General features: G+C 61.7%; 19 protein-coding genes and 1 pseudogene. 5 read left to right on the forward strand and 15 right to left on the reverse strand.

What is annotated here, in order from left to right:
* The 3 genes from EB815_RS30525 (at position 1) to EB815_RS30535 (ending at position 3746) form a co-directional block, all read left to right on the forward strand.
* Positions 1-1956, forward strand: a complete 1956-nt coding sequence (locus tag EB815_RS30525; protein WP_056565196.1) for a (Fe-S)-binding protein — start codon at positions 1-3, stop codon at positions 1954-1956.
* Positions 1957-2025: 69 nt separating this feature from the next.
* Positions 2026-2949, forward strand: a complete 924-nt coding sequence (locus EB815_RS30530; RefSeq protein ID WP_056565200.1) for an NAD(P)-dependent oxidoreductase — start codon at positions 2026-2028, stop codon at positions 2947-2949.
* 2 nt (positions 2950-2951) lie between these two features.
* Positions 2952-3746, forward strand: coding sequence for an N-acyl homoserine lactonase family protein (locus tag EB815_RS30535; RefSeq protein WP_056565205.1), 795 nt, complete (start codon positions 2952-2954; stop codon positions 3744-3746).
* 309 nt (positions 3747-4055) lie between these two features.
* Here the strand turns inward: EB815_RS30535 and EB815_RS34285 are convergent, their stop codons facing one another.
* The 9 genes from EB815_RS34285 to ccoN form a co-directional block, all read right to left on the reverse strand.
* Positions 4056-4499 carry an enoyl-CoA hydratase-related protein gene (locus EB815_RS34285; RefSeq protein WP_056565207.1) on the reverse strand — a complete coding sequence of 148 codons (444 nt, stop codon included), beginning with the start codon at positions 4497-4499 and terminating at the stop codon, positions 4056-4058.
* Positions 4500-4866: 367 nt separating this feature from the next.
* Positions 4867-5022, reverse strand: a complete 156-nt coding sequence (gene ccoS, locus EB815_RS30545) for a cbb3-type cytochrome oxidase assembly protein CcoS (RefSeq protein ID WP_019856561.1) — start codon at positions 5020-5022, stop codon at positions 4867-4869.
* The gene (locus tag EB815_RS30550; RefSeq protein WP_065004912.1) at positions 5019-7298 is read right to left on the reverse strand and encodes a cation-translocating P-type ATPase; all 2280 of its coding nucleotides are present in this window, start codon (positions 7296-7298) and stop codon (positions 5019-5021) included. The genes ccoS and EB815_RS30550 overlap by 4 nt, the downstream gene beginning before the upstream one ends.
* On the reverse strand, positions 7295-7792 hold the full coding sequence (locus EB815_RS30555; protein ID WP_065004911.1) for a FixH family protein: 498 nt from the start codon (positions 7790-7792) through the stop codon (positions 7295-7297). The genes EB815_RS30550 and EB815_RS30555 overlap by 4 nt, the downstream gene beginning before the upstream one ends.
* A complete protein-coding gene (gene ccoG / locus EB815_RS30560) occupies positions 7789-9354 on the reverse strand; it encodes a cytochrome c oxidase accessory protein CcoG (RefSeq protein WP_081294647.1) in 1566 nt (521 codons plus the stop codon). The genes EB815_RS30555 and ccoG overlap by 4 nt, the downstream gene beginning before the upstream one ends.
* Before the next feature lie 203 nt (positions 9355-9557).
* Positions 9558-10421 carry a cytochrome-c oxidase, cbb3-type subunit III gene (gene ccoP, locus EB815_RS30565; RefSeq protein WP_065004910.1) on the reverse strand — a complete coding sequence of 288 codons (864 nt, stop codon included), beginning with the start codon at positions 10419-10421 and terminating at the stop codon, positions 9558-9560.
* Positions 10418-10570, reverse strand: coding sequence for a cbb3-type cytochrome c oxidase subunit 3 (locus EB815_RS30570; protein ID WP_065004909.1), 153 nt, complete (start codon positions 10568-10570; stop codon positions 10418-10420). Before EB815_RS30570 ends, ccoP begins: the two co-directional genes overlap by 4 nt.
* Positions 10571-10582: 12 nt before the next feature.
* A complete protein-coding gene (ccoO, locus tag EB815_RS30575) occupies positions 10583-11314 on the reverse strand; it encodes a cytochrome-c oxidase, cbb3-type subunit II (protein WP_065004908.1) in 732 nt (243 codons plus the stop codon).
* Between the two features lie 11 nt (positions 11315-11325).
* Entirely contained in the window at positions 11326-12936 is a 1611-nt protein-coding gene (gene ccoN / locus EB815_RS30580) for a cytochrome-c oxidase, cbb3-type subunit I (RefSeq protein ID WP_065004907.1), read from the reverse strand.
* A gap of 150 nt (positions 12937-13086) precedes the next feature.
* Here ccoN and EB815_RS33720 point away from each other — a divergent pair, with 150 nt between their 5' ends.
* Positions 13087-13350 (forward strand): hemerythrin domain-containing protein, encoded by a 264-nt coding sequence (locus EB815_RS33720; protein WP_245303314.1) that lies wholly within the window; start codon positions 13087-13089, stop codon positions 13348-13350.
* A 251-nt stretch (positions 13351-13601) separates the two neighbouring features.
* Here EB815_RS33720 and EB815_RS30590 read toward each other — a convergent pair whose 3' ends face one another.
* On the reverse strand, positions 13602-14357 hold the full coding sequence (locus tag EB815_RS30590) for a Crp/Fnr family transcriptional regulator (protein ID WP_065004906.1): 756 nt from the start codon (positions 14355-14357) through the stop codon (positions 13602-13604).
* A gap of 144 nt (positions 14358-14501) precedes the next feature.
* On the opposite strand from EB815_RS30590, the pseudogene EB815_RS33725 reads away from it, so the two are divergent.
* A pseudogene (locus tag EB815_RS33725) lies at positions 14502-15154 on the forward strand (radical SAM protein); the annotation flags it as partial.
* On the opposite strand, the gene EB815_RS30595 reads toward EB815_RS33725, so the two are convergent.
* From EB815_RS30595 to trbL, 5 genes are read right to left on the reverse strand one after another with little or no spacing between them, the layout of a single operon-like run.
* Positions 15102-15347, reverse strand: a complete 246-nt coding sequence (locus EB815_RS30595) for a DUF2274 domain-containing protein (RefSeq protein ID WP_065004905.1) — start codon at positions 15345-15347, stop codon at positions 15102-15104. The pseudogene EB815_RS33725 and the gene EB815_RS30595 sit on opposite strands and share 53 nt — an antisense overlap.
* Positions 15348-15359: 12 nt before the next feature.
* Complete coding sequence (locus EB815_RS30600) at positions 15360-16574, reverse strand: TrbI/VirB10 family protein (RefSeq protein WP_065005100.1); 1215 nt, start codon at positions 16572-16574, stop codon at positions 15360-15362.
* 11 nt (positions 16575-16585) lie between these two features.
* Positions 16586-17614: a P-type conjugative transfer protein TrbG gene (gene trbG / locus EB815_RS30605; RefSeq protein ID WP_065004904.1), complete on the reverse strand. Its 1029-nt coding sequence runs from the start codon at positions 17612-17614 to the stop codon at positions 16586-16588.
* Complete coding sequence (gene trbF, locus EB815_RS30610; protein ID WP_006329228.1) at positions 17611-18336, reverse strand: conjugal transfer protein TrbF; 726 nt, start codon at positions 18334-18336, stop codon at positions 17611-17613. Before trbF ends, trbG begins: the two co-directional genes overlap by 4 nt.
* Positions 18337-19659: a P-type conjugative transfer protein TrbL gene (trbL, locus tag EB815_RS30615; protein ID WP_065004903.1), complete on the reverse strand. Its 1323-nt coding sequence runs from the start codon at positions 19657-19659 to the stop codon at positions 18337-18339. It lies immediately after the preceding gene.
* Positions 19660-19665: the final 6 nt, after the last annotated feature.

Genomic DNA, 19665 nt, shown 5'->3' on the forward strand with positions numbered 1-19665 from the left:
ATGGCATCGACCCTGCCACTCTGGATCCTGGTCGTCACAGCACTCGCGCTGACGGCCTGGCGCTCTCGTCGTTACGCGGTTGCTCTCGCCAATGCACCGGCAGCGGCCCGCTTCGACCGCCCGATGCTGCGTCTCCAGGGCGTGATGGTCGCCATCGGCATGCACCGGAAAATGCTCCGCAAGCCGCTTTCCGGCGTGCTCCACGCAATCATCTTCATTTCATTCTTCGTGCTGTTCACCGCCACGATCGATGCCTTCGGCTCGCGGCTGTTTCCCGGGTTCTCGCTAGCGGCCATCGGAGGCGAAACCTGGATTGCCGCTCTGCAGGATATCTTTTCGGTGCTGATGCTGATCGGCGTCGCACTTGCACTCTATCAGCGCTACGTGCTTAGGCCTGCCCGCTTCGATGGCTCGAACGGCAGCGATGCGGCAATCATCTACGTGTTGATCGTTCTGATCGTGGCGTCTCTGCTGCTCGAGGCGGCGGCGCGCATAGCCGGCGGCGCCGACGGCTCGTGGCGGCCCGTCGCGTCGGCGCTGGCAGGACTGCTCGAGCGTGCCGGCATACCGGGACATGCGGGCGAAGAGCTGTTCTACTGGGTTCACGTCGGTGCCATCCTGGCGTTCCTCGTCTATATCCCCGGTTCGAAACACCGGCACATGTTCCTTGCCGCGCCCAATATCTACTTCCGCAGCCTCGAGCCCCGCGGCCTGGCACCCGCGGTCCCGGAAGCGCGCGAGGCTCCAGGCATCGACAACCTGGGACAGTTCGACTGGAAACAGCAGCTCGACCTTCTGTCCTGCACCGAATGCGGCCGTTGCCAGGCGGTCTGCCCAGCCTATGCCGCCGGCCTGCCGCTCAGCCCGAAGTTGCTGATCACCGAAATGCGCGATGCGCTTGCCGCGGGACCATCGGCGGCCCCACTGGTCGGCGGCGTGATTTCCGAGGAGACGCTGTGGGCCTGCACCACCTGTCGTGCCTGCATGGAAGCATGCCCGGTCGAGATCGAGCATCTGCCCAAGATCATCGACATGCGCCGTCATCTGGTCGACGAAGGCCGTGTCAGCCCCGGTCTGCAGGAGGCGCTGTCGAACCTGACCCGTCTCGGCAACTCCATGGGCAAGCCTTCCAAGATGCGGGCCCGCTGGACCAGGGAACTCGGCTTTCCAGTCAAGGACGCACGCGAGGAACCCGTCGACGTTCTGTGGTTCGTCGGAGACTACGCGTCCTACGATCCGCGTGTTCAGGAAATCACCCGCAAGGTTGCCGAACTGCTGACCGCGGCCGGTGTCGACTTCGGCATTCTCTTCGATGCCGAGCGCAACAGCGGCAACGATGTGCGGCGTGCCGGCGAAGAAGGTCTGTTCGAGACGCTCGCTCAGTCCAACATCGATGAGATCAAGGCGTGCAGCTTCAACCGGATCATGACCACCGATCCGCATAGCCTGAATGCGCTGAAGAACGACTATCAGCATTTCGGCGCGGCGTTCGAGGTGCTGCACTATACGGCGCTGCTGGCGGAACTCATCGCGGCGGGAAAACTCGACCTGCATGTCGCCGACGGCGCCAGGGTCACCTATCACGATCCCTGCTATCTTGGACGCTACAATGGCGGCTTCGATGCGCCGCGCGAACTGATCCGGGCCGCCGGCTATACGCTTCATGACATGCCGCGCTGCCGGGAGAATTCCTTTTGCTGCGGCGCCGGCGGCGGCCGCATCTGGCAAGGTGACGACGGCGTGACCGAGCGGCCGAGCGAGAACCGCATCCGCGAGGCACTGAGCCTGGGCGACGTCGCTTATTTCGTCGTCGCCTGTCCCAAGGACAAGGTGATGTACACAGCCGCGATCGATGCACTCGGCGTGGCCGACAGATTGAAGGTCGTGGACATAGCGGAACTTCTCGTGCCGCGTACAAGCCAGGCGCTCGAAATGCCCACGGTGGAAACGACCTGACAGAATGCGATCCGGGAAATCGAGACCAAGCACCATGGGCAATAGGCCCCGAAGGAGGAGAGAGCGATCATGTCGACCCTGAAAATCGGCTTTGTTGGCATTGGAAAAATGGGCACGCCGATGGCCACCCGTCTCATCAAGGCCGGCTATGAGGTGATAGTCCACGATATCGACGCCAACGCCGTGCTGGAACTGACCAATTCGGGCGCAAGGGCCGCGGGCAGCGCAGGCGAGGTTGCCGATGCCGCGGAGATCGTCTTTGCCAGCTTGCCGAGCCCGCAGATCCTGGAAAAGATCGTGCTCGGCGATGGCGGCATCGCCGACGGCAAGGCGGTCCGCATCTTCGTGGACATTTCCACCACCGGCCCGCGAACGGCCGCCAGGGTAGCCGAAGGCCTTGCAGCCAAGAACATCGCCATGATCGATGCGCCGGTCAGCGGCGGATTGAAGGGAGCACGCAACGGCACCCTCGCCGTCATGGTCTCGGGTCCCAAGGCCGCCTTCGAGACGGCGAGGCCGGTCATCGAGAATTTCGGCCGGATATTCTTCATGGGCGAGGTTCAGGGCGCCGCCCAGACCATGAAGCTAGCCAACAACCTGCTTGCGGCGGCGGCCCTTGCGGTCTCCTCCGAGGCGGTGGTGATGGGCGTGAAGGCGGGCCTCGATCCGAAGGTCATGATCGATGTCATCAACGCGTCGAGCGGCCGCAACAGTGCCACCGAGGACAAGTTCCCGAAATCCGTGCTGCCGCGGACCTTCGATTTTGGTTTCGCGACGGGGCTGTCCTTCAAGGATGTGCGGTTGTGCGTGGATGAGGCGGAGGCGATGGGCGTGCCTATGGTGGTGGGCAGTGCCGTGCGCCAGTTGCTGAGCGTGACGAACCAGCTCTACGGGCCGGATTCCGATTTTACCTGTATGGTCAAGACGGTTGAGACATGGGCGCATGTGGAGGTCGGCTCGGCCCAGACCCCGGATGTCGCCAAAGCGAGCTGATCATGGGTGACGCCGAACTTTATGAGATCCATGCCGTTCGCTACGGCCATTTCGAACGCCGCTCGGGTGAGAATTTCCTGGGCGGGGACACACATGATGTTCCCATGCCGCTCGACTACTTCGTCTGGGCGATCGTCGGCGAGAAGCGCACTTTCATCGTCGACACCGGTTTCGACAAACCGACCGGTGACAAACGCGGACGCAGTGTCGTGAGGCCCGTCGATGACGGCCTGGCGGCAATCGGCATCAACCACGCCGATGTCAGCGACGTCATCGTCTCACACATGCATTACGACCATTGCGGGAACCATCATCTGTTTCCGAACGCGACCTTTCACCTGCAGGATGCGGAGATGGAGTTCGCGACCGGCCGCTGCATGTGCCACCATGCCATGCGCCATCCCTTCGAGGCCGAAGATGTCACCACCATGGTGCGGCGCGTCTTTGCCGGAAAGGTTTGCTTCCACGACCCCGAGTCGAAGATCGCGCCCGGCATCACGCTCCACAAGGTTGGCGGCCACTCGCGCGGATTGCAGGTGGTGCGGGTGGAAACCGACAACGGCGCGGTCGTGATCGCGTCCGACGCAGCCCATTTCTACGCCAATATGGAGCGCGAAAAGCCCTTTCCGGTCTTCGACCGACTGAGCGACGTGATCTTCGGAGTGGAACGGATGAAGCAGCTTGCCAGTTCGCCCGCTCACATCGTACCGGGGCACGATCCGCTGGTGCTCAAACGCTTCGCGCGCAGCCGCCAGGACGTCGAGGACATTGTAAGCCTTGCCCACCCGTTGGACTGATCACGTCGATGACGGGACGGCTGGGATCCAGCGACACGTTCGGGCAACGGGCGGGTCACGGCCTTCGCCAGGAGCGCACCGGGCATTCGGACACGCGCGGCCTCGCCCGGATCAAGGCGACGACCGGCTTCATTGCCGAAGACCACATGGCCGACCTCGGAAGGCTCGATGCCGGCGCGCTTGATCGCTTCGGCGGCTACCTTGGCGCCAAGCGCGGCCTGCTCCTCGCCGCTAAGCGTTTCCACCTAAAGTACCGATGCCGGTACGTACACCCGAAAGGATGTAGGTCGTCTGGATGGTCATATGCCGTCACCGTTCCTTCTGGCATCCTGAGGAAGCGCGGTCTCCATTGCCGGATCCTACTCTTTCCGCCGAGCGAAAAACTCCGCGATGCGCGCCTTGATAGCCGGGGAACGGCCGCCTCGCCTTGCAGATCCTGCTCAAATTGAAGCTGTTCGCTCGCACCGAAATCAGCCGCGACCGCCTGCGCGTCGAGAGCCGCGAGCCGCGCGCAAATCGCCAGAGCGGCGGCATGCATACCGTCGTCCTCTGCGATCTCCCAGACAGGGCCGAGCGTTCCGCTGTGATCCGGTCGCCCAACAACATCATGCCGGACGCGCGTACGCGGCCAAGGGTGCGTGAAAGAAAAAGCGGGTTGCCGGCATCGGCCACGAGCGCGATGCCGACGAAAGGCTCATAGAAATAGGCCGAGCGGGCGGCGATGACGATGTCGGCGGCGAGCGCGATACCCACGGCAGCGCCGGCGCGGGGCCGTTCACGGCTGCCACGATGGGCAAACGCGATGCCCGCATGGTCTCGATGAGAGGATTGAAGTGGCGCTCCGCCGTTTGTATCCCGTCATTCCCACTCGATCATCAATTGGAGCGCCACCTCGTTGATTTTCCTGGGTAAAGTTGGTTGACGTTTTCCAAGATACCGCCAAAAATACCGTCGGATTTCTACGCTGTTGAAAAGGCTACAACAATGTAGTCGCTCGTGCGGCATGCACACTTTTGACTGCATCATTTATCGCTGATGTTGTGCGTAGCCCAGCCGGCTGAGTTCGCAAGATGTCACGAATCGGACGCGACGGCCATGGTCCGCACGCCGGCGGCTTGGATCAGCATTCCGGCCTCTCGTCCCGGTCAATGAGGATACGCTCGGCGGCTCCCTCGAGATCCTCGTATTGACCACTCCTCAAGGCCCACAGGAAGCCAGACAGTCCAAGCCCGCCCGCCAACAGAGCAACAGGTATGAGATAGACCAGGATTGTCATGAGGGTTGCGCCAATGTGCCAGTGTGGGAGCGCCTGTCTGGCGGAGCAGTTCTCCTTGGCTCGTCTGGCACAAAACCTTGCAGCCTCGATGCATTGCCAATGACAAGCAGTGATGAGGCCGACATCGCGATCGCGGCTATCAACGGCGTGACATGCCCCAGAATGGCGATCGGCACGGCAACAGCGTTGTAGATGATCGCGATGGCTATGTTCTGGCGGATCAGCCGCCCTGCCTTCCGCGAGACGTCCAGCGCAAGGGGTACTGCCGAAAGGCTTTCACGCAGGAACACGAAATCGGCGGCGTTGCGGCCGATATCGGCGGCGGTGGCTGGAGCGATCGAGACGTGCGCCGCGCCCAGCGCTGGCGTGTCGTTGAGCCCGTCGCCCACCATCAGGACTTTGTGGCCGGCCTTGGTCAGCACTTCTATCCGCTCAGCCTTCCCGGACGGCAGCAGCGCCGAAACAAAACGGTCGATGCCCAATATTCCTGCGACATCGCCACAGGCGTCTGCGGTATCGCCCGATAGCATTTCGACCGAGATCCCGGCATCGTTCAACTGCGCCAAGGCGGCTCCGGCATCGGCCCGCAACGCATCCTCGAAAACGAAGGATGCGACAATGCCCCCGTCTTTCGTCAGGACTGTTCCGCCATGCCCGCTTTCGCCATCGGTTCGGGCCTTCCATCCAGCCCATCGGCGCCGGCCCAGCCGCCAGATACTTCCGGCGACAGTGGCTTCGATTCCAAACCCCGGATGCTCGGTGACGGCATCGAACTTGTGCTGCCCGCCAGCAGCGGCAAAACCGGCTATGGCCTTTGAAAACGGATGACGCGAATGCGCGGCCATATCGGCGGCGATTGCCAGCACGGCCGGATCGATCGACGACGCATTGACGAGCCGGGGCTGTCCGAGCGTCAGCGTTCCGGTCTTGTCGAAAACCGCCGTATTCATCGTCGCCAGGCGTTCCATGGCGGAGCCGTCCTTGACCATGATGCCGTTCTCGAACAGGCGCCGTGCGGCGACCACCTGCACGATCGGCACCGCGAGGCCAAGCGCGCACGGGCATGTGATGATGAGGACGGCGATGGCGATCGTCATCGCCCGATGCCAGTCGCCGGTTGCCGCTATCCAGCCCAGGAATGTCACAAACGCCGTGAGATGGACCACCGGGGCATAAAGCGCTGAAACGCGGTCGGCTATACGGCGATATTGCGCGCGGCCGCCCTCGGCGGCCTCCATCAGCCGGACCATTTCCGCCAGGAATGAATCCTTTGCGGCGGCTGTCGCCTCAATCGTCAGCGGGCCGGTAAGATTGAGCACGCCCTGTACCGCTTCGCCTGGCGCCACGTTTTTCGGCGTGCTTTCGCCTGAGGCCAGCGAGCAGTCGAGATCCGACGTTCCCTGGATGATCTTGCCATCGACGGGGATCCTCTCGCCGGCGGCGATCAACAACCGCATGCCTGGTTCGATCTCGCCGACCGGCAGATAGTCGCGCGCGCCATCGCCGCGCAGCACCATGGCGCCACGCGCGGCCAGCTGAGACAGGCCTTTCACGGCAGTCCGGGCACGCTCCCGCATCACATGATCCAGCGTGCGTCCGATCAAAAGGAAGAACAGCAGCGATACCGACGCGTCGAAATAAGCGTGGTCGCCATGATTGATCGTCTCATAGAGGCTCATGGCGTAGGCGAGCGAAACACCGACCGCGATGGGCACGTCCATATTCATGCGGCCATGACGCAAGGCGTTCCAGGCCGACCGGAAGAAGATGCCGCCGGCGAAGGCGAGGGCAGGAATGGCGATCAGCGCCGAGACCCAGTGGAACAGGTCGCGGGTAGCACCTTCGGCGCCGGACCAGACAGAGACCGAAAGCAGCATGATGTTGCCCGCCGCAAAGCCGGCAACAGCGACGGCGCGGATCAGTTCGGCAAGCGTCTTGTCCTTGTCGTCGATCTCGGGTGCGAACAGATGCGCGTCGTAGCCCAGCCTGCCAAGCGCGGCGATGAACGGTGGCACCTCGTCTCCACGCCACCGGACCGCGACCCGTTTCGTCGACAGGTTGACGCGCGCGCTTTCGACGTGATCGAGCCTTCCAAGTGCCGCTTCGATCGTCTGGATGCAGGCGGCGCAATGAACCGTCGGCACTGAAAGGTCGGTCTGCCGAAGATCGTCGCCAAGCGATCGGCTCGCCAACCTGATTTCCTGGCTGGATGGCAGGACCGATGTGGCGCCGTTCAGATCCAGCGCCATTTCAGCGCCGGGTGCACAGCAGCTCATTGCAGCGCTCCTTGCGAAATCATGATCCGGCGAACGTCGCGATAGGGCTCCGCGAGACCGGCGTCGGCATCGACTTCGATGGTCCATACGCCATCCTTGGGCACGGCCCGTGCTGCAAACTCCTGAGCCGAAGCAAGAACAAGAGTGACGGGCTTGTCCTCGGCCTCATAACCGGGATGACGAAACAGTATCTTCACGCCATGCAAGGGGACCGGCTTGCCGGTGGCATCGCTCAAGCTGTAGCGGACCTCACTCCGAGCGATCGTCAGGTTGCCGGTCCAGCCGAGCGCCGCTTGCGCGCGCCCTTCCTCTGCCTTCCGGTTGAACTGTTGGCTCGCCACATAGGTGTTCTCGACGACGAGGCCGGTCCAGCTCGTATTGGCGAGCGTCACCATGGTCAGGTTGACCGCGATGACCACGCCGAAGAAGCCGAGGATGATGAACAGCATATGCCTGCCGGTGAATTCGCGGGATTTTCGCGAATGAGCACTCATTTGGCGATCTCCGGTGCATTGAAGGTGGCCGTGTATTCGGCGGATTCGAGGCTCTCCTTGTCCTCGACCCGGAACTTGAAGGTTTGTGCAGCGTGCCGAGCCTCACCCGCTGGCTGGCGCACGAAAACCTTCATCGTCTTCAATCGGTCGGGATCAGCCAGGGTGGCGAAGGACCGTGCGGGAGGAAGATCGACACCGAAAGCGCTCATCTCGGCTCCCGGCAGGCCTTGCAAGGTGACAACGATCGTCCTTGGCTCGGGGATCATGTTGAGCAGCTTGACGGTGTAGCCGTTGCGGATCGAGCCGTCGGAAAGGGTCACGAATTGCGGATTGCGGTCGTGCAGGACGTTGAGTTCCAGCCGCTCGCGGGTCAGCAGCGAAAAGAGCAGCGCGAGCCCGACTGCCGACCAGGCACCGAGATAGATGAAGGTGCGCAGGCGGAAGATCTTGCGAACATGGAAATGCGTCAAGCTGTCGGAAAACTTGCCTTCAGCCGTCCTGACAAGGGAGGGGGTCACCGGGGAGGAACTGCCCGCGGTCGCCACCGCCATGTTGGCGTTGTAATCGGACAATGTCGCATAGGAGATCAGCCCGCGCTCCCTGCCAAGCTTGTCCATGACGCCGTCGCACGCGTCGAGGCAGAGCGCGCAAGTGATGCATTCGAGCTGCTGGCCGTCGCGAATGTCGATCCCCATCGGGCAGACGGCGACACAAGCATTGCAGTCGACGCAGTCGCCGACCGGCTGACCAGCAGCCTGGACCTTCTTGGCATGACGCGAACGCGGCTCGCCGCGCCAGTCGTTGTAGGTCACGGTGAGCGAATTCTCGTCGAGTATGGCAGCCTGGATGCGCGGCCATGGGCACATGTAGGTGCAGACCTGCTCGCGCATCAGCCCGCCGAATGTGTAGGTGGTGGCCGTCAGTACCGCGATGGTGACATAGGCGACCGGAGGGGCAGTGCCGGTGAAGACCTCGCTGATCAGCGTTGGCGCGTCGGCGAAATAGAAGATCCAGGCGCCGCCGGTGGCTACCGCTATGACCAGCCAGATGGCGTGCTTCGATACGCGCAGTACCAGTTTGCGCGCCGTCCATGGGCCGGCGTCGAGTTTCATGCGGGCATTGCGATCGCCTTCGATCGTCCGCTCGACGACGAGGAAAAGATCGACCCATACGGTCTGCGGACAGGTATAACCGCACCAGGCGCGGCCAACGGTGGACGTGATCAGGAACAGGCCGATGCCGGCCATCATTAGAAGGCCGGCGACATAGTAGAATTCCTGCGGCCATATCTCGATGAAGAAGAAGTAGAAGCGGCGGTTGGCAAGATCGAGCAGCACAGCCTGGGCCGGCGCGAACGGTCCGCGATCCCAGCGCAGCCACGGCATCAGATAATAGATGCCCAGCGTGATCGCCATCACCAGCCATTTGAAGCGGCGAAAGCTGCCCGAGGCGCGTTTAGGGAAGATTTTCTTGCGCGGAGCATAGAGCGGCTGTCGTGTCTTGGCGGAGTTGACCGCTCTTGCCTCGAGCCGCTCCATCTGCGTTTTATCCAGCACGTGCATCTCCACTCGCGCGCCGCCTATGACATCGTTGTGCGACGGACTTGTCTGCTTCGACAGACGTCCGGTCTGCAGTGAGCCCGCTTCGCCATGTGGGTCGCGCCGCCTTGCTGCAGGTCAATCGCCGCATGCCGGAATGGTGTCGGGGCCCGACTCGTGCCGGGCCCCGTCGCTTGGCGGGGAGGGACGAGAATAGGCTTCCGTTCCTATTCTCCGCCGCCAAGCGAATGGACATAAACCGCAAGTTCCTTAACCTTGGTCTCGCCGAGACGCCCGATCCACGCCGGCATGACACCGTGCTTCGGCGCGCGGACTTGGACGGCGATGGCTGTCTCGCCGGGTGCGTAGAGCCAGATCGCATCGGTCAGATTGGGCGCGCCGAGCTCTTTGTTGCCTTTCGCATTATCGCCATGACAGGCGACGCAGTTTTCCGCGAATACCTTGGCGCCGGGCTCGACGAGACTTGCATCCTGGACCTTGCCCGAGAGGCTGGCGACATAGGCGCCGACCTGTGCGGTCTGTTCAGGCGTGATGATGTCACCGAAGGGCGGCATTTCCGACACGCGGGTATCCGTGTCGGACGCGAAGCGGATGCCGTGCGTGATCGTTTGCTGGATCTGCTCGGCCTTGCCGCCCCACAGCCAGTCGTCGTCGTTCAGGTTGGGAAAGCCCTTGGACCCTTGCGCGCCGGAGCCGTGGCACTGCACGCAATTGACCTTGAAGGTAGCTCCGCCGGCCGCGACCGCGAATTCGCGCAGCCCGTCGTCGGCTGCTATCTCGGATACGGTCTTTTGCTGGATGGCCGCGACATACTTGCCCTTGGCGGCCTCGGCTGCCGCCAGTTCATTCTTGACGTCGTTGCGGCTGGAATAGCCGAGCACGCCCTTCGTTGCCGAGTGCAGCAGGGGCCATGCCGGATAGGCGATGGTGTAGCCGACCGCCCAGGCGATGGTGAGATAAAAGGTCATCACCCACCATCGCGGTAAAGGGTTGTTGAGCTCTTTGATCCCGTCCCATTCATGGCCGGTCGTCGAGATGCCTGAGACTTCGTCGATATGCTCGTTGCTCATGGGTCCTGCCTCAGTGGGATCTGAGCGGCTTGATCGGCCTGCCTTTTGCCGCCGGGTCGGAGCGCGAAGGCAATGCAACCGACTAAGAAGATTGCCATGGCAACAAGGCCCCAGCTGTCAGCGAACTCTCGCATCAAATTGTAATCCATCGATAAAACTCCTCAGCGATAGCCGGCGGCTTCGTCGTAGTTCTTGAAATCGACCAAGGTGCCGAGCATCTGCAGATAGGCGACGAGGGCATCCATTTCGGTGACCTGTTGCGGGTTGCCGTCGAAGTCGCCGATCTTGGCCTTGGGGTAGCGGGTCTCGAGGCCGGATGTGTCGGCATTGGGATCGGACTGCGCCATCAGGTCGGCGTTCGCGTGAGCGATCATGTCATCGGAGTAGGGGACGCCGACCCGCCTGTTGGCGACCAGATGTGTCGAGAAATCCTTCACCTCGATCGGCCTGTCCTTCAGGAACGCGTAGCTCGGCATGATCGATTCCGGCACCACCGAACGCGGATCCGTAAGGTGCTGAACGTGCCATCCATTCGAGTAGCGGTCGCCGACCCGGGCGAGGTCCGGCCCGGTTCGCTTCGATCCCCACTGGAAAGGATGATCGTACATCGACTCGGCCGCCAGGCTGTAGTGACCGTAGCGTTCGACTTCGTCGCGGAACGGCCTGATCATCTGGCTGTGGCAGAGGTAGCAACCTTCGCGCACATAGATGTTGCGTCCGGCGAGTTCGAGCGGCGAATAAGGCCGCATGCCCTCGACCTTTTCGATCGTATTGTCGAGATAGAAGAGCGGTGCGATCTCGACGATGCCGCCGACGGTCACCACAAGAAGAGAGCCAACGAGAAGAAGCGTGGCGTTCTTCTCGATGATTGCGTGTTTGTCCATCAAGCCCATTTTCTGGCTCCTTATTCGGCAGGCTGAAGGGCGGGAACGGAGCCGGGCATTGGCTCCTCCTCGCGCTGGTGTCCGAGGATGGTCATGGTGATGTTCCAGGCCATGATCAGAGCGCCGGAGAGGTACATCGCCCCGCCGATGGCGCGCATGACGTAGTAGGGGTGCATGGCGGCGACGGTTTCAGCGAAGGAGTAGACCAGGAAGCCCTGCTCGTCGTATTCGCGCCACATCAGGCCCTGCATGATGCCGGACACCCACATCACCGCGGCGTAGACGACGATGCCGAGCGTCGCCAGCCAGAAGTGCCAGGTGACCAGCCGCAGCGAATAGAGCCGGTCGCGGTTCCACAGCTTCGGCACCATGTAGTAGATCGCGCCGAACGAGATCATGCCCACCCAGCCGAGCGCACCGGAATGCACGTGGCCAATGGTCCAGTCGGTATAATGCGACAGCGAATTGACCGTCTTGATCGACATCATCGGGCCTTCGAAGGTCGACATGCCGTAGAAGGCGATAGCCATCACCATCATGCGGATGATTGGATCGGTGCGGAGCTTGTCCCAGGCGCCGGACAGCGTCATCAGGCCGTTGATCATGCCGCCCCATGACGGCATCCACAGCATGATCGAGAACACCATGCCGAGCGTCTGCGCCCAGTCGGGCAGGGCGGTGTAGTGGAGATGGTGCGGACCGGCCCAGATGTAGAGGAAGATCAGCGCCCAGAAGTGGATGATCGAGAGGCGATAGGAGTAGATCGGCCGGTTCGCCTGCTTGGGCACGAAGTAATACATCATGCCGAGGAAGCCGGCGGTGAGGAAGAAGCCGACGGCGTTGTGACCGTACCACCACTGCGTCAGGGCATCCTGGACACCGGAAAAAGCGGAATAGCTCTTGGAGCCCAGGAATGAGGCTGGCATCGACAGGTTGTTGACCACGTGCAGCATCGCGATGGTGACGATGAAGGACAGGTAGAACCAGTTGGCGACGTAGATATGCGGCTCCTTGCGCTTCAGGATCGTGCCAAGGAACAGGATGAGATAGGCGACCCAGACGATGGTCAGCCAGATGTCCACGTACCATTCGGGTTCGGCGTATTCGCGGCTCTCGGTGATGCCGAGCAGATAGCCGGTCGCGGCCATGACGATGAAAAGCTGATATCCCCAGAACACGAACCAAGCGAGGCCACCGCCAAACAGCCGCGCGCGGCTGGTGCGCTGCACCACGTACAAGGACGTGCAAAGAAGCGCATTGCCGCCAAAGGCAAAGACGACGGCGGATGTGTGCAGTGGCCGCAGCCGGCCGAAGTTCAACCAGGGTTGGATATTGAGGTCCGGATAGGCGAGCTGCAGCGCAATGATCACACCGACGAGCATGCCGACGACGCCCCAGGATACCGTTGCGATGGCTCCGTAGCGGATCGGACCGTCCATGTAGGCGGATGGGTCGATCGGAGAGGCCGGCTTGAAATCCCAGTTGCGCAGCAGGATCGCGTTAAAGCCAGCCAGGGCGAAGAACAAAACCATCATATGCTGGCGAAAAGGTCCTTCTACGCCGGAGCCGGCAGCCACCAGGGCCGCAAAAGCAAACAGGGTTAGAACGACGATCTCCGTGCCGAATTTCATGACATGTCCCCGACCAGGATTCCAATGAGCGGATGCCAAATCCGCGATGCATTAATTCCGTAGTTGCGGCCTGCTCGCCCTGATCCATGTCAGAGCCGCACGATTTTGCTTCGGGCAACATTGAGTTCGGTCCGATCAGAAGGTGGCGATTTGAACAAGGAAACGCAGCACGGGCCACCCCGCTCATGGACGAGTGCGGCTTCCTCGCGCCGGGCCGGCCCAGAGGCGATTCCGGGCGAGGTCATGAACCTTGTCCATCGGGAAAAGCTGAAGCTCTGCTTCTCGCTGGAAAGCATTGCCGATGCACTGCCGAACGCCAACCGCCTCAAATTTCTTGGAATGGCCAAGAACATCGTTCCGCTGCTCCGTGCCATTCATGGGTTTGAGGAGACGGTGATTTTCCCTGCGTATTAAGCGCACTTGACCCCGGCCGAGGCCGAACTTGCCTCAACCAGCCGGTTGCGCGTCGAGCACCTTGAGGATCAATGCTTCGCTGGCGAGGTGGCCGAAACGCTCCTAGCGATCGGTCATTGTGATCCGATAGAGAGCGCGGAAGCTGTCGGGTTCATGCTGCGCGGCTTCTTCGAAGGCTTGCGGCGACACATCGCTTTCGAACGCGAGCAGGTCCTGCCGCGGATCGCAACAAGCGACGTAACGCTTAGGCCTCATTCAAAGGCCGGTTGCCGTGCGCCTCGGCCGCCGCAGCGCTGCTCCAGCCGACTCATGCTTTCCACCGTTACATGGCGTTTGTTCTCGATCCGGATCACGCCGTCAGCCCGCAATCGCGTAAGCTGGCGGCTTACGGTCTCATTCGTCAGTCCGAGGAAATCAGAGATGTCGGCACGTGTCAGCGGCAGATCGAAGCATGCCGACCTAGCCGCCGGGTCGATACTGGAATCCATATTCTGGGCGATCATGAGGAGAAAGCTCGCCACCTTCTCCGGTGCGGTCTTGCACCCGAGAGTTACCATCCGTTCAAGTGCCTCGTCGAGTTCGTTCAGCGTCTGCTTGAGCAGGCGATGCTCGAGTTCCGGTGATGCCTTCATTATCCGTTCAAAGGCCGCCTTCGGAAACGAGCACAGCGAGACGGAGGTTGCCGCTTCCACATTGATCGTGCTTTTCACCTTGAAGGGCCGTCCCAAAAAATCCGGTGCGAACCGAAGACCGACAATCTGCTGGCGGCCGTCCGAAAGGCACTTCGTCAGCTTCACAACGCCTGAAAGCATGTTTGAATAGCTGTCGACGGCCTCGGCGTCGGCGACCAGTTCGACGCCCGGCTCGATTTTGTGCCGCGACGAGGTCTTGGCGAGCCCAACCAAATGGTCCGGATCGAGCGCACCGCAGACGCCGCGATGCCGTGCTTCGCAAGACAGGCAAAGAACGGGAATGCCGGAACTGTGAATGTCCTGCCGTACTGTCATTCGCTCGCGCTACCAATCCCAAGTTCCGGCAGGATAGCAAGCGATGGCAGAGAAATCCTTGCGGCAGTTTGTCCGTGCTGGAGGCGACCGAAATCAGAGCTTTGGCTCTTGACGCGTCCAGACTGCCGGCGAGGCAAACACGACATGATACCGGAATTAGTTGGTAGGCTTGGCGAGGAAGTGCCGCGTTATACGAGTTGCCCGACCGCGCCGCATTTCCATCCGGGCGTCGCCGCTGATGTCTATCGAAGCTGGTTTAAGGCTCTCGAAAACGGTGGCGAAGCCTCGCTCTACCTGTACATGCGACCGGCTCTGCTGGTTCTGTGCGTGCCATACAAAGCAGACCCGCCACTCCGAGCCGGTGGCTGCGGATCTCCCCTCGCTTGACGCGGAGATCGCGACTGTCGCCGCTCTTGTCAGCGGCAAGGCCCATGTCCGAGCCGTGCATTTCGGCGGCGGCTCGCCGACCACGCTGAAGCCCGGGGATATGATAGTCCAGGGAACTGCCCTGCGGGATAGCTTCGATTTACCGATGCGAAGATCAGCGTCGAAATCGAACCCAACGACATAGACGAAGCCCGCCTTGATACACTTGCCGAGATCGGCATGGGGCGGGCAAGCCTAGGCGCGCAGCATTTCCATCCGAAAGTGCAAAAGGCGATCAACCGCCTTCGCTCTCGCGGCGTGGATCCGTGAATCTCCAACTTTATGCTTCGATTACTCGGAATCTGAACCTGACACGCGTCACGATTTCTCTGACATGCCGGCGGCAGGCACGCTTTCCTTTCTGGCCTTGGCAAACGCTCTGTCACCTTCCAGAAACCCCGCCAGCATGAAAGGTATGAGTTCCGCTACCGTTTCAGACTCGCCATAGGTCTGGCGGTAAAGCGCCGCATAGTCCTTGAGTGCTCGGTTCAGGTCCGCGCTAACGGTGATGGTCATCTTCGAAGGTGTCCGGTCTGGAAGCTTTCCAAGTTTCAGATCTGCCATGATTACTCCTGTTCAAGTCGGGTATGGGCGCAGCACAAGATCCTTGTGTACAATCACGCGTAGGGGCCAACCGGGGCGGACGATAATGGTGGGTTGAATATTCAGGTTCTTTTCGGTGATGCGCTGGCCGGCTTGACTGATGTTTTGCTGAGTGGATTCCCGGATCGCCTTAACTAGGTCGCTTTCGTTTTCCCCAAAGCTCAACTCGGTACCAACGCCCAGTAGCGTCGCTAGAGCAACTCCCTTGATCAGCTGCCAGGTGTGAAAATCGACCTTGTCCTCAAGCCCGGCATAGCCGGCAGTATCCGTCGCTGGCAGATTGTCGATTTCGATCGAGGAACCGTCGGGCAGGATTATTCGCCGCCAGACCAGCAATGCGCGCCTCTGCCCAAAAGCCACGACGCTGTCATAAGTGCCGATGAGGCGTGAGCCTTGCGGAATGAGCACAATGCTGCCGGTGACTGTGTCGTGCACATTCTCGGTGACCTGCGCGACGACAAGGCCAGGCAAGTCGGAATTTATGCCGGTGACGAGACTGGCCGCAATCACGCTGCCGGCCATCAGTTGGTAGGGTGAGGCCGGCGTCTGCAGCGCGTGCTGATTGTAGATCCCGCTTGTGTTTCGCTGACTGATAAAATCGAGCTTGCGCTGTTGGTTGTTCTGGTCACCCTCGGCTGGGGCAACGGAAGCTGACGCGCGCGTCGCTCCGGATTGCGGAAGCGCCTCAGACGGCTGCTGCGCACTCGGCCCGCCGCCGGCGACATCTGTCTGTCTGGGTCGATTGTCGATCCGGAACAAGACTTGCGACTCGCGCGCCTCAATTGCTTGCTGGGCAAGGCGCTGCTCCTCGGCGGAGATATCCTGCCCTGGCGCGATGCCGAGCTGACGTTGGCGTTCAAGGATGGGGCGACCGAGGTCACCGGGCAGTGGCGGTCCGAGCACAGGGGCCTTCGGCATGATCCCGGTATAGTCCTTGGGAAGCGCTTCTAGTCCCTCGGCGGGTGGCTTGCGCTCGGTGTTATAGCGGTCCTCTGCCTGGTGCTTGATACGCCATGCCGGTCCTTGAAGCGCCATCATCGTGACGCCCAGAATGGCACCGGATCCGACTGCAGCGATGGCGACGATCACACCGCGCCTGAATCGGACAGCGCGGCGGGGCGAGGCTCGCAATTGCAGCTGCTCGGGATCGAGTTTCGACGGTGCATCGGGTCGGGACGTATCGGTCATGAGCGCTTCCCTCACCTGCTGGAACGGCCAAAAAGTGGTATGCGCCGCGTCGGTTGCCGGCCGTCAGTTCTCGTGATGCGCACCACCTGCTGCTGCTTGCTGCCTAGACGCAGTTCTGCAGCGCCAAAGAGGCGATCGACGATGTAGTAGTTGCCGCGCATGCGATAATTGACGAGCTGGCTGTCCCCATCGGCACCGACGATGAAGAGAGGAGGCGCTTCACCCTGATCAATGCGACGGGGGAATTCGATATAGACCTTGCTGCCATCGTCGAAAGCGCGCGTCGGCCTCCAGGGTGGTGTGTCGCCGGTGATTGAATACCGAAAGCGGATATTCTCGAGCGCCACATTCGACGCCTCCGGCGTGGCAGCCTCGGCTTGAGCGTTGCGCTGGCGTAGCGCGATGATCTGGTCCTCGCTATAGGTCCAGGAGATCGCCGCCATTGAGGTCTTCTCGGTGCTTTGAAGCTGCAAATGGTAGGTGCGTCGTTCCGTGGTGATCACCAGATTGGTGTTAAGTCCCGGCGCGAAGGGTTTTACCAGCACATGGGTGCGCTGATTGTCACCGGTGCCGCTGACGGTATCGCCGATCACCCAACGCACCGTGTCGCCGGCCGACACGGCTGTTAGTTTCTCGCCCGGCTGGAGTGCGATATCGGTGACGCGCTCCGGCGCGGCATAGAGCTGATAGAGCGCGCCGTCGGCGAATGGATAAACCTGAACCGCATTCATGTACCCATACCTGGTAGGTTGCTGCGTCGCTGCTTTATTGGCATCGGAGACCCGTTCTTCAGGAGAGCGCTTGTCTTCGGCCACCCTGCCCGGATTGGGCTGTAACTGACCGGGTAGCGGCAGCGGCTTTGGCACCTCGACTATCTTGACCGGCTTCTCCGGCGGCTTCTCGATTGCGGCTGGTTTGAAATCGGCAGCATCATAGGAAATCGCAGGCGGCGGTACCGGCTTCGACGCGCAGGCGGAGAGGACCGCCGTAGAGGCCGACAGGATCAGCACGGCACGGACCGACGACATTCTATTCTTCATTGGTGGACTCCTTTTGGGGAAACGGACGTCGGCGCAGCACTGTCGAGCTCGCGCGACCAATCGATGGCGTTGATGAAGACGCCGAGCGGGTTGTTGCGCAGTTGGTCAGTATTGCTTGGCGGGCGGATCACGATGGTGAGGATCGCGATCCAGCGCGTCGTGCTGGCAAGGCTGCCGCGCTCAAAAACCTGCTCGGCCCATTTGACCTGGAACGAGCTGTCGGAAGCCCTGACCACGCTGGTCACTTGCACCGACACGCTGCGTGTGCCGATCTGACCGAAAGGATCGTTCGCCTTGGCGTACTCGTTGAGAAAGAGCGCCGCGCGGTCGGTGGCGAAGTCATAGGCCGAAAGCCAGTTCTGCCGCACCAGCACCGGATCGGTGGAAACGGAACGGACATTCTGAATGAAGCGGCCGAGATGCCACGCGATCTGGGCATCGGAGGGCTCGTAGTCCCGGATTGCCGGCGCAACGGCGCGTGCCTCGCCGAAGCCGTCGACCTCGACGACGTAAGGCACGACGCGGCTCTGCATCGACTGCCACACGAGTCCGCCGGAAAGTCCGGCCGCCAAGGTCAGACAGCCAAGAGCCATGAACCGCCAGTTGCGGGCCTGCACTCGAGATGAGCCTATGCGCTCGTCCCAGAGCTGCGCGGCCTTCTGATACGGCGTGACCGGCTCGGGCGTCTTGCCGTAACGTTGAATGGGTCGCTTGAATAGCATTTAGTCGTCCTTGTCGTTGAGAGAGGGATTGGCGCTGCCTCCCGGCCTGTCGCCTTCTCGGACGGCCTGCATGGCGGCGTGACGGTGGGCACGGGCTGTCTGTTCGGAACGCAGGCGCCTGGCCCAGCCGGGCGCGGCATCAGCGACCGGACCAGTAGGGCTTCCTGTCATGGATGCGGTCGGCGCACCACCGGTCGCGGTCCAGGCAGCTTCGCGCCCGGCATCAACGCTGCGCCCGAAGCCTCCTGCGGCAGATCGTGCCGCCCCCATTGCGGCGCCGCCGGCGGCGCTGGTCACACCATGCATTCCAGCAGCTACACCGGGCAGGCCGGACTCGAGCGATGTTGCGCGCCCCATCTGCCAGGCCGTAGAAGCCGCTGACCCCATGGTCGTGCCGGCACGGAGTGCGGTGAGACCGCTGCCGGTTGCCATGCGCGCGCCGGCAAATGCTGCGCCTGCGGCAACGAGCGATGCACCGGCTGCGGCTGCCGTGGTTCCAAGTGCGGCGCCCGCGCCAAGCTGCGGCGCGCCCGAGACAAGACCGGAGGCTATCCCAGGTCCGAAAATGCCGAGACCAAGGAGCGCCAAGGCGCCCAGGACCTGTGACATGGCGGCGGCCAGATCCGGCTCCTTGCCTTGCAGCGCGGAAGCGAACTCGCCAAAGAGCGTGGAGCCGATGCCGATGATGACGGCCAACACCATCACCTTGATGCCCGACGAGATGACATTGCCGAGCACGCGCTCGGCGAGAAACGCTGACCGGTTCCAAAGCGCGAAGGGCACAAGAATGAATCCGGCCAGAGTGGTGAGTTTGAATTCGAGGATGGTGATGAAGAGTTGGATGGAGAGGATGAAGAAGGCGATGATGACCAGGAACCAGGCCACGAGCAGCACGAAGATGGTGAGCGCGTTGCCGAAGATTTCTGGGAAGCCGAGAAGCTGGCTTGCCTGATCGAGAAGCGGCCAGGCGCCCTCGAAACCGGTTGCGGCAATGCGGCCCGGATGCAGGAGATTGTCGGCAGATAGGTTGCCGGATGACGCATTGATGCCGAGACCGGCAAAAGACCGATAAATGATGTCGGCGAGGTTCTTGAAGTTATTCAAGATGAAGGCAAAGACGCCGACATAGAGCACTTTGCGGATGAGCCGGCCGAATATGTTGGGTTCGCCGCCGAATGCCCAGGCGAGGCCGGCAAGTGTGACGTCGATGCCGATCAGGTTCGTGGTAAGGAAGGCGACATCGCCCGAGAGCAGACCGAACCCGCTATCGATGTAGCGGATGAAGGTCTCCATGAAGCGATCAATGACCCCAAGGTCGTTCATGCCGCC

The organism is Mesorhizobium loti, assembly GCF_013170705.1.
GTDB classification, from domain to species: domain Bacteria; phylum Pseudomonadota; class Alphaproteobacteria; order Rhizobiales; family Rhizobiaceae; genus Mesorhizobium; species Mesorhizobium loti_D.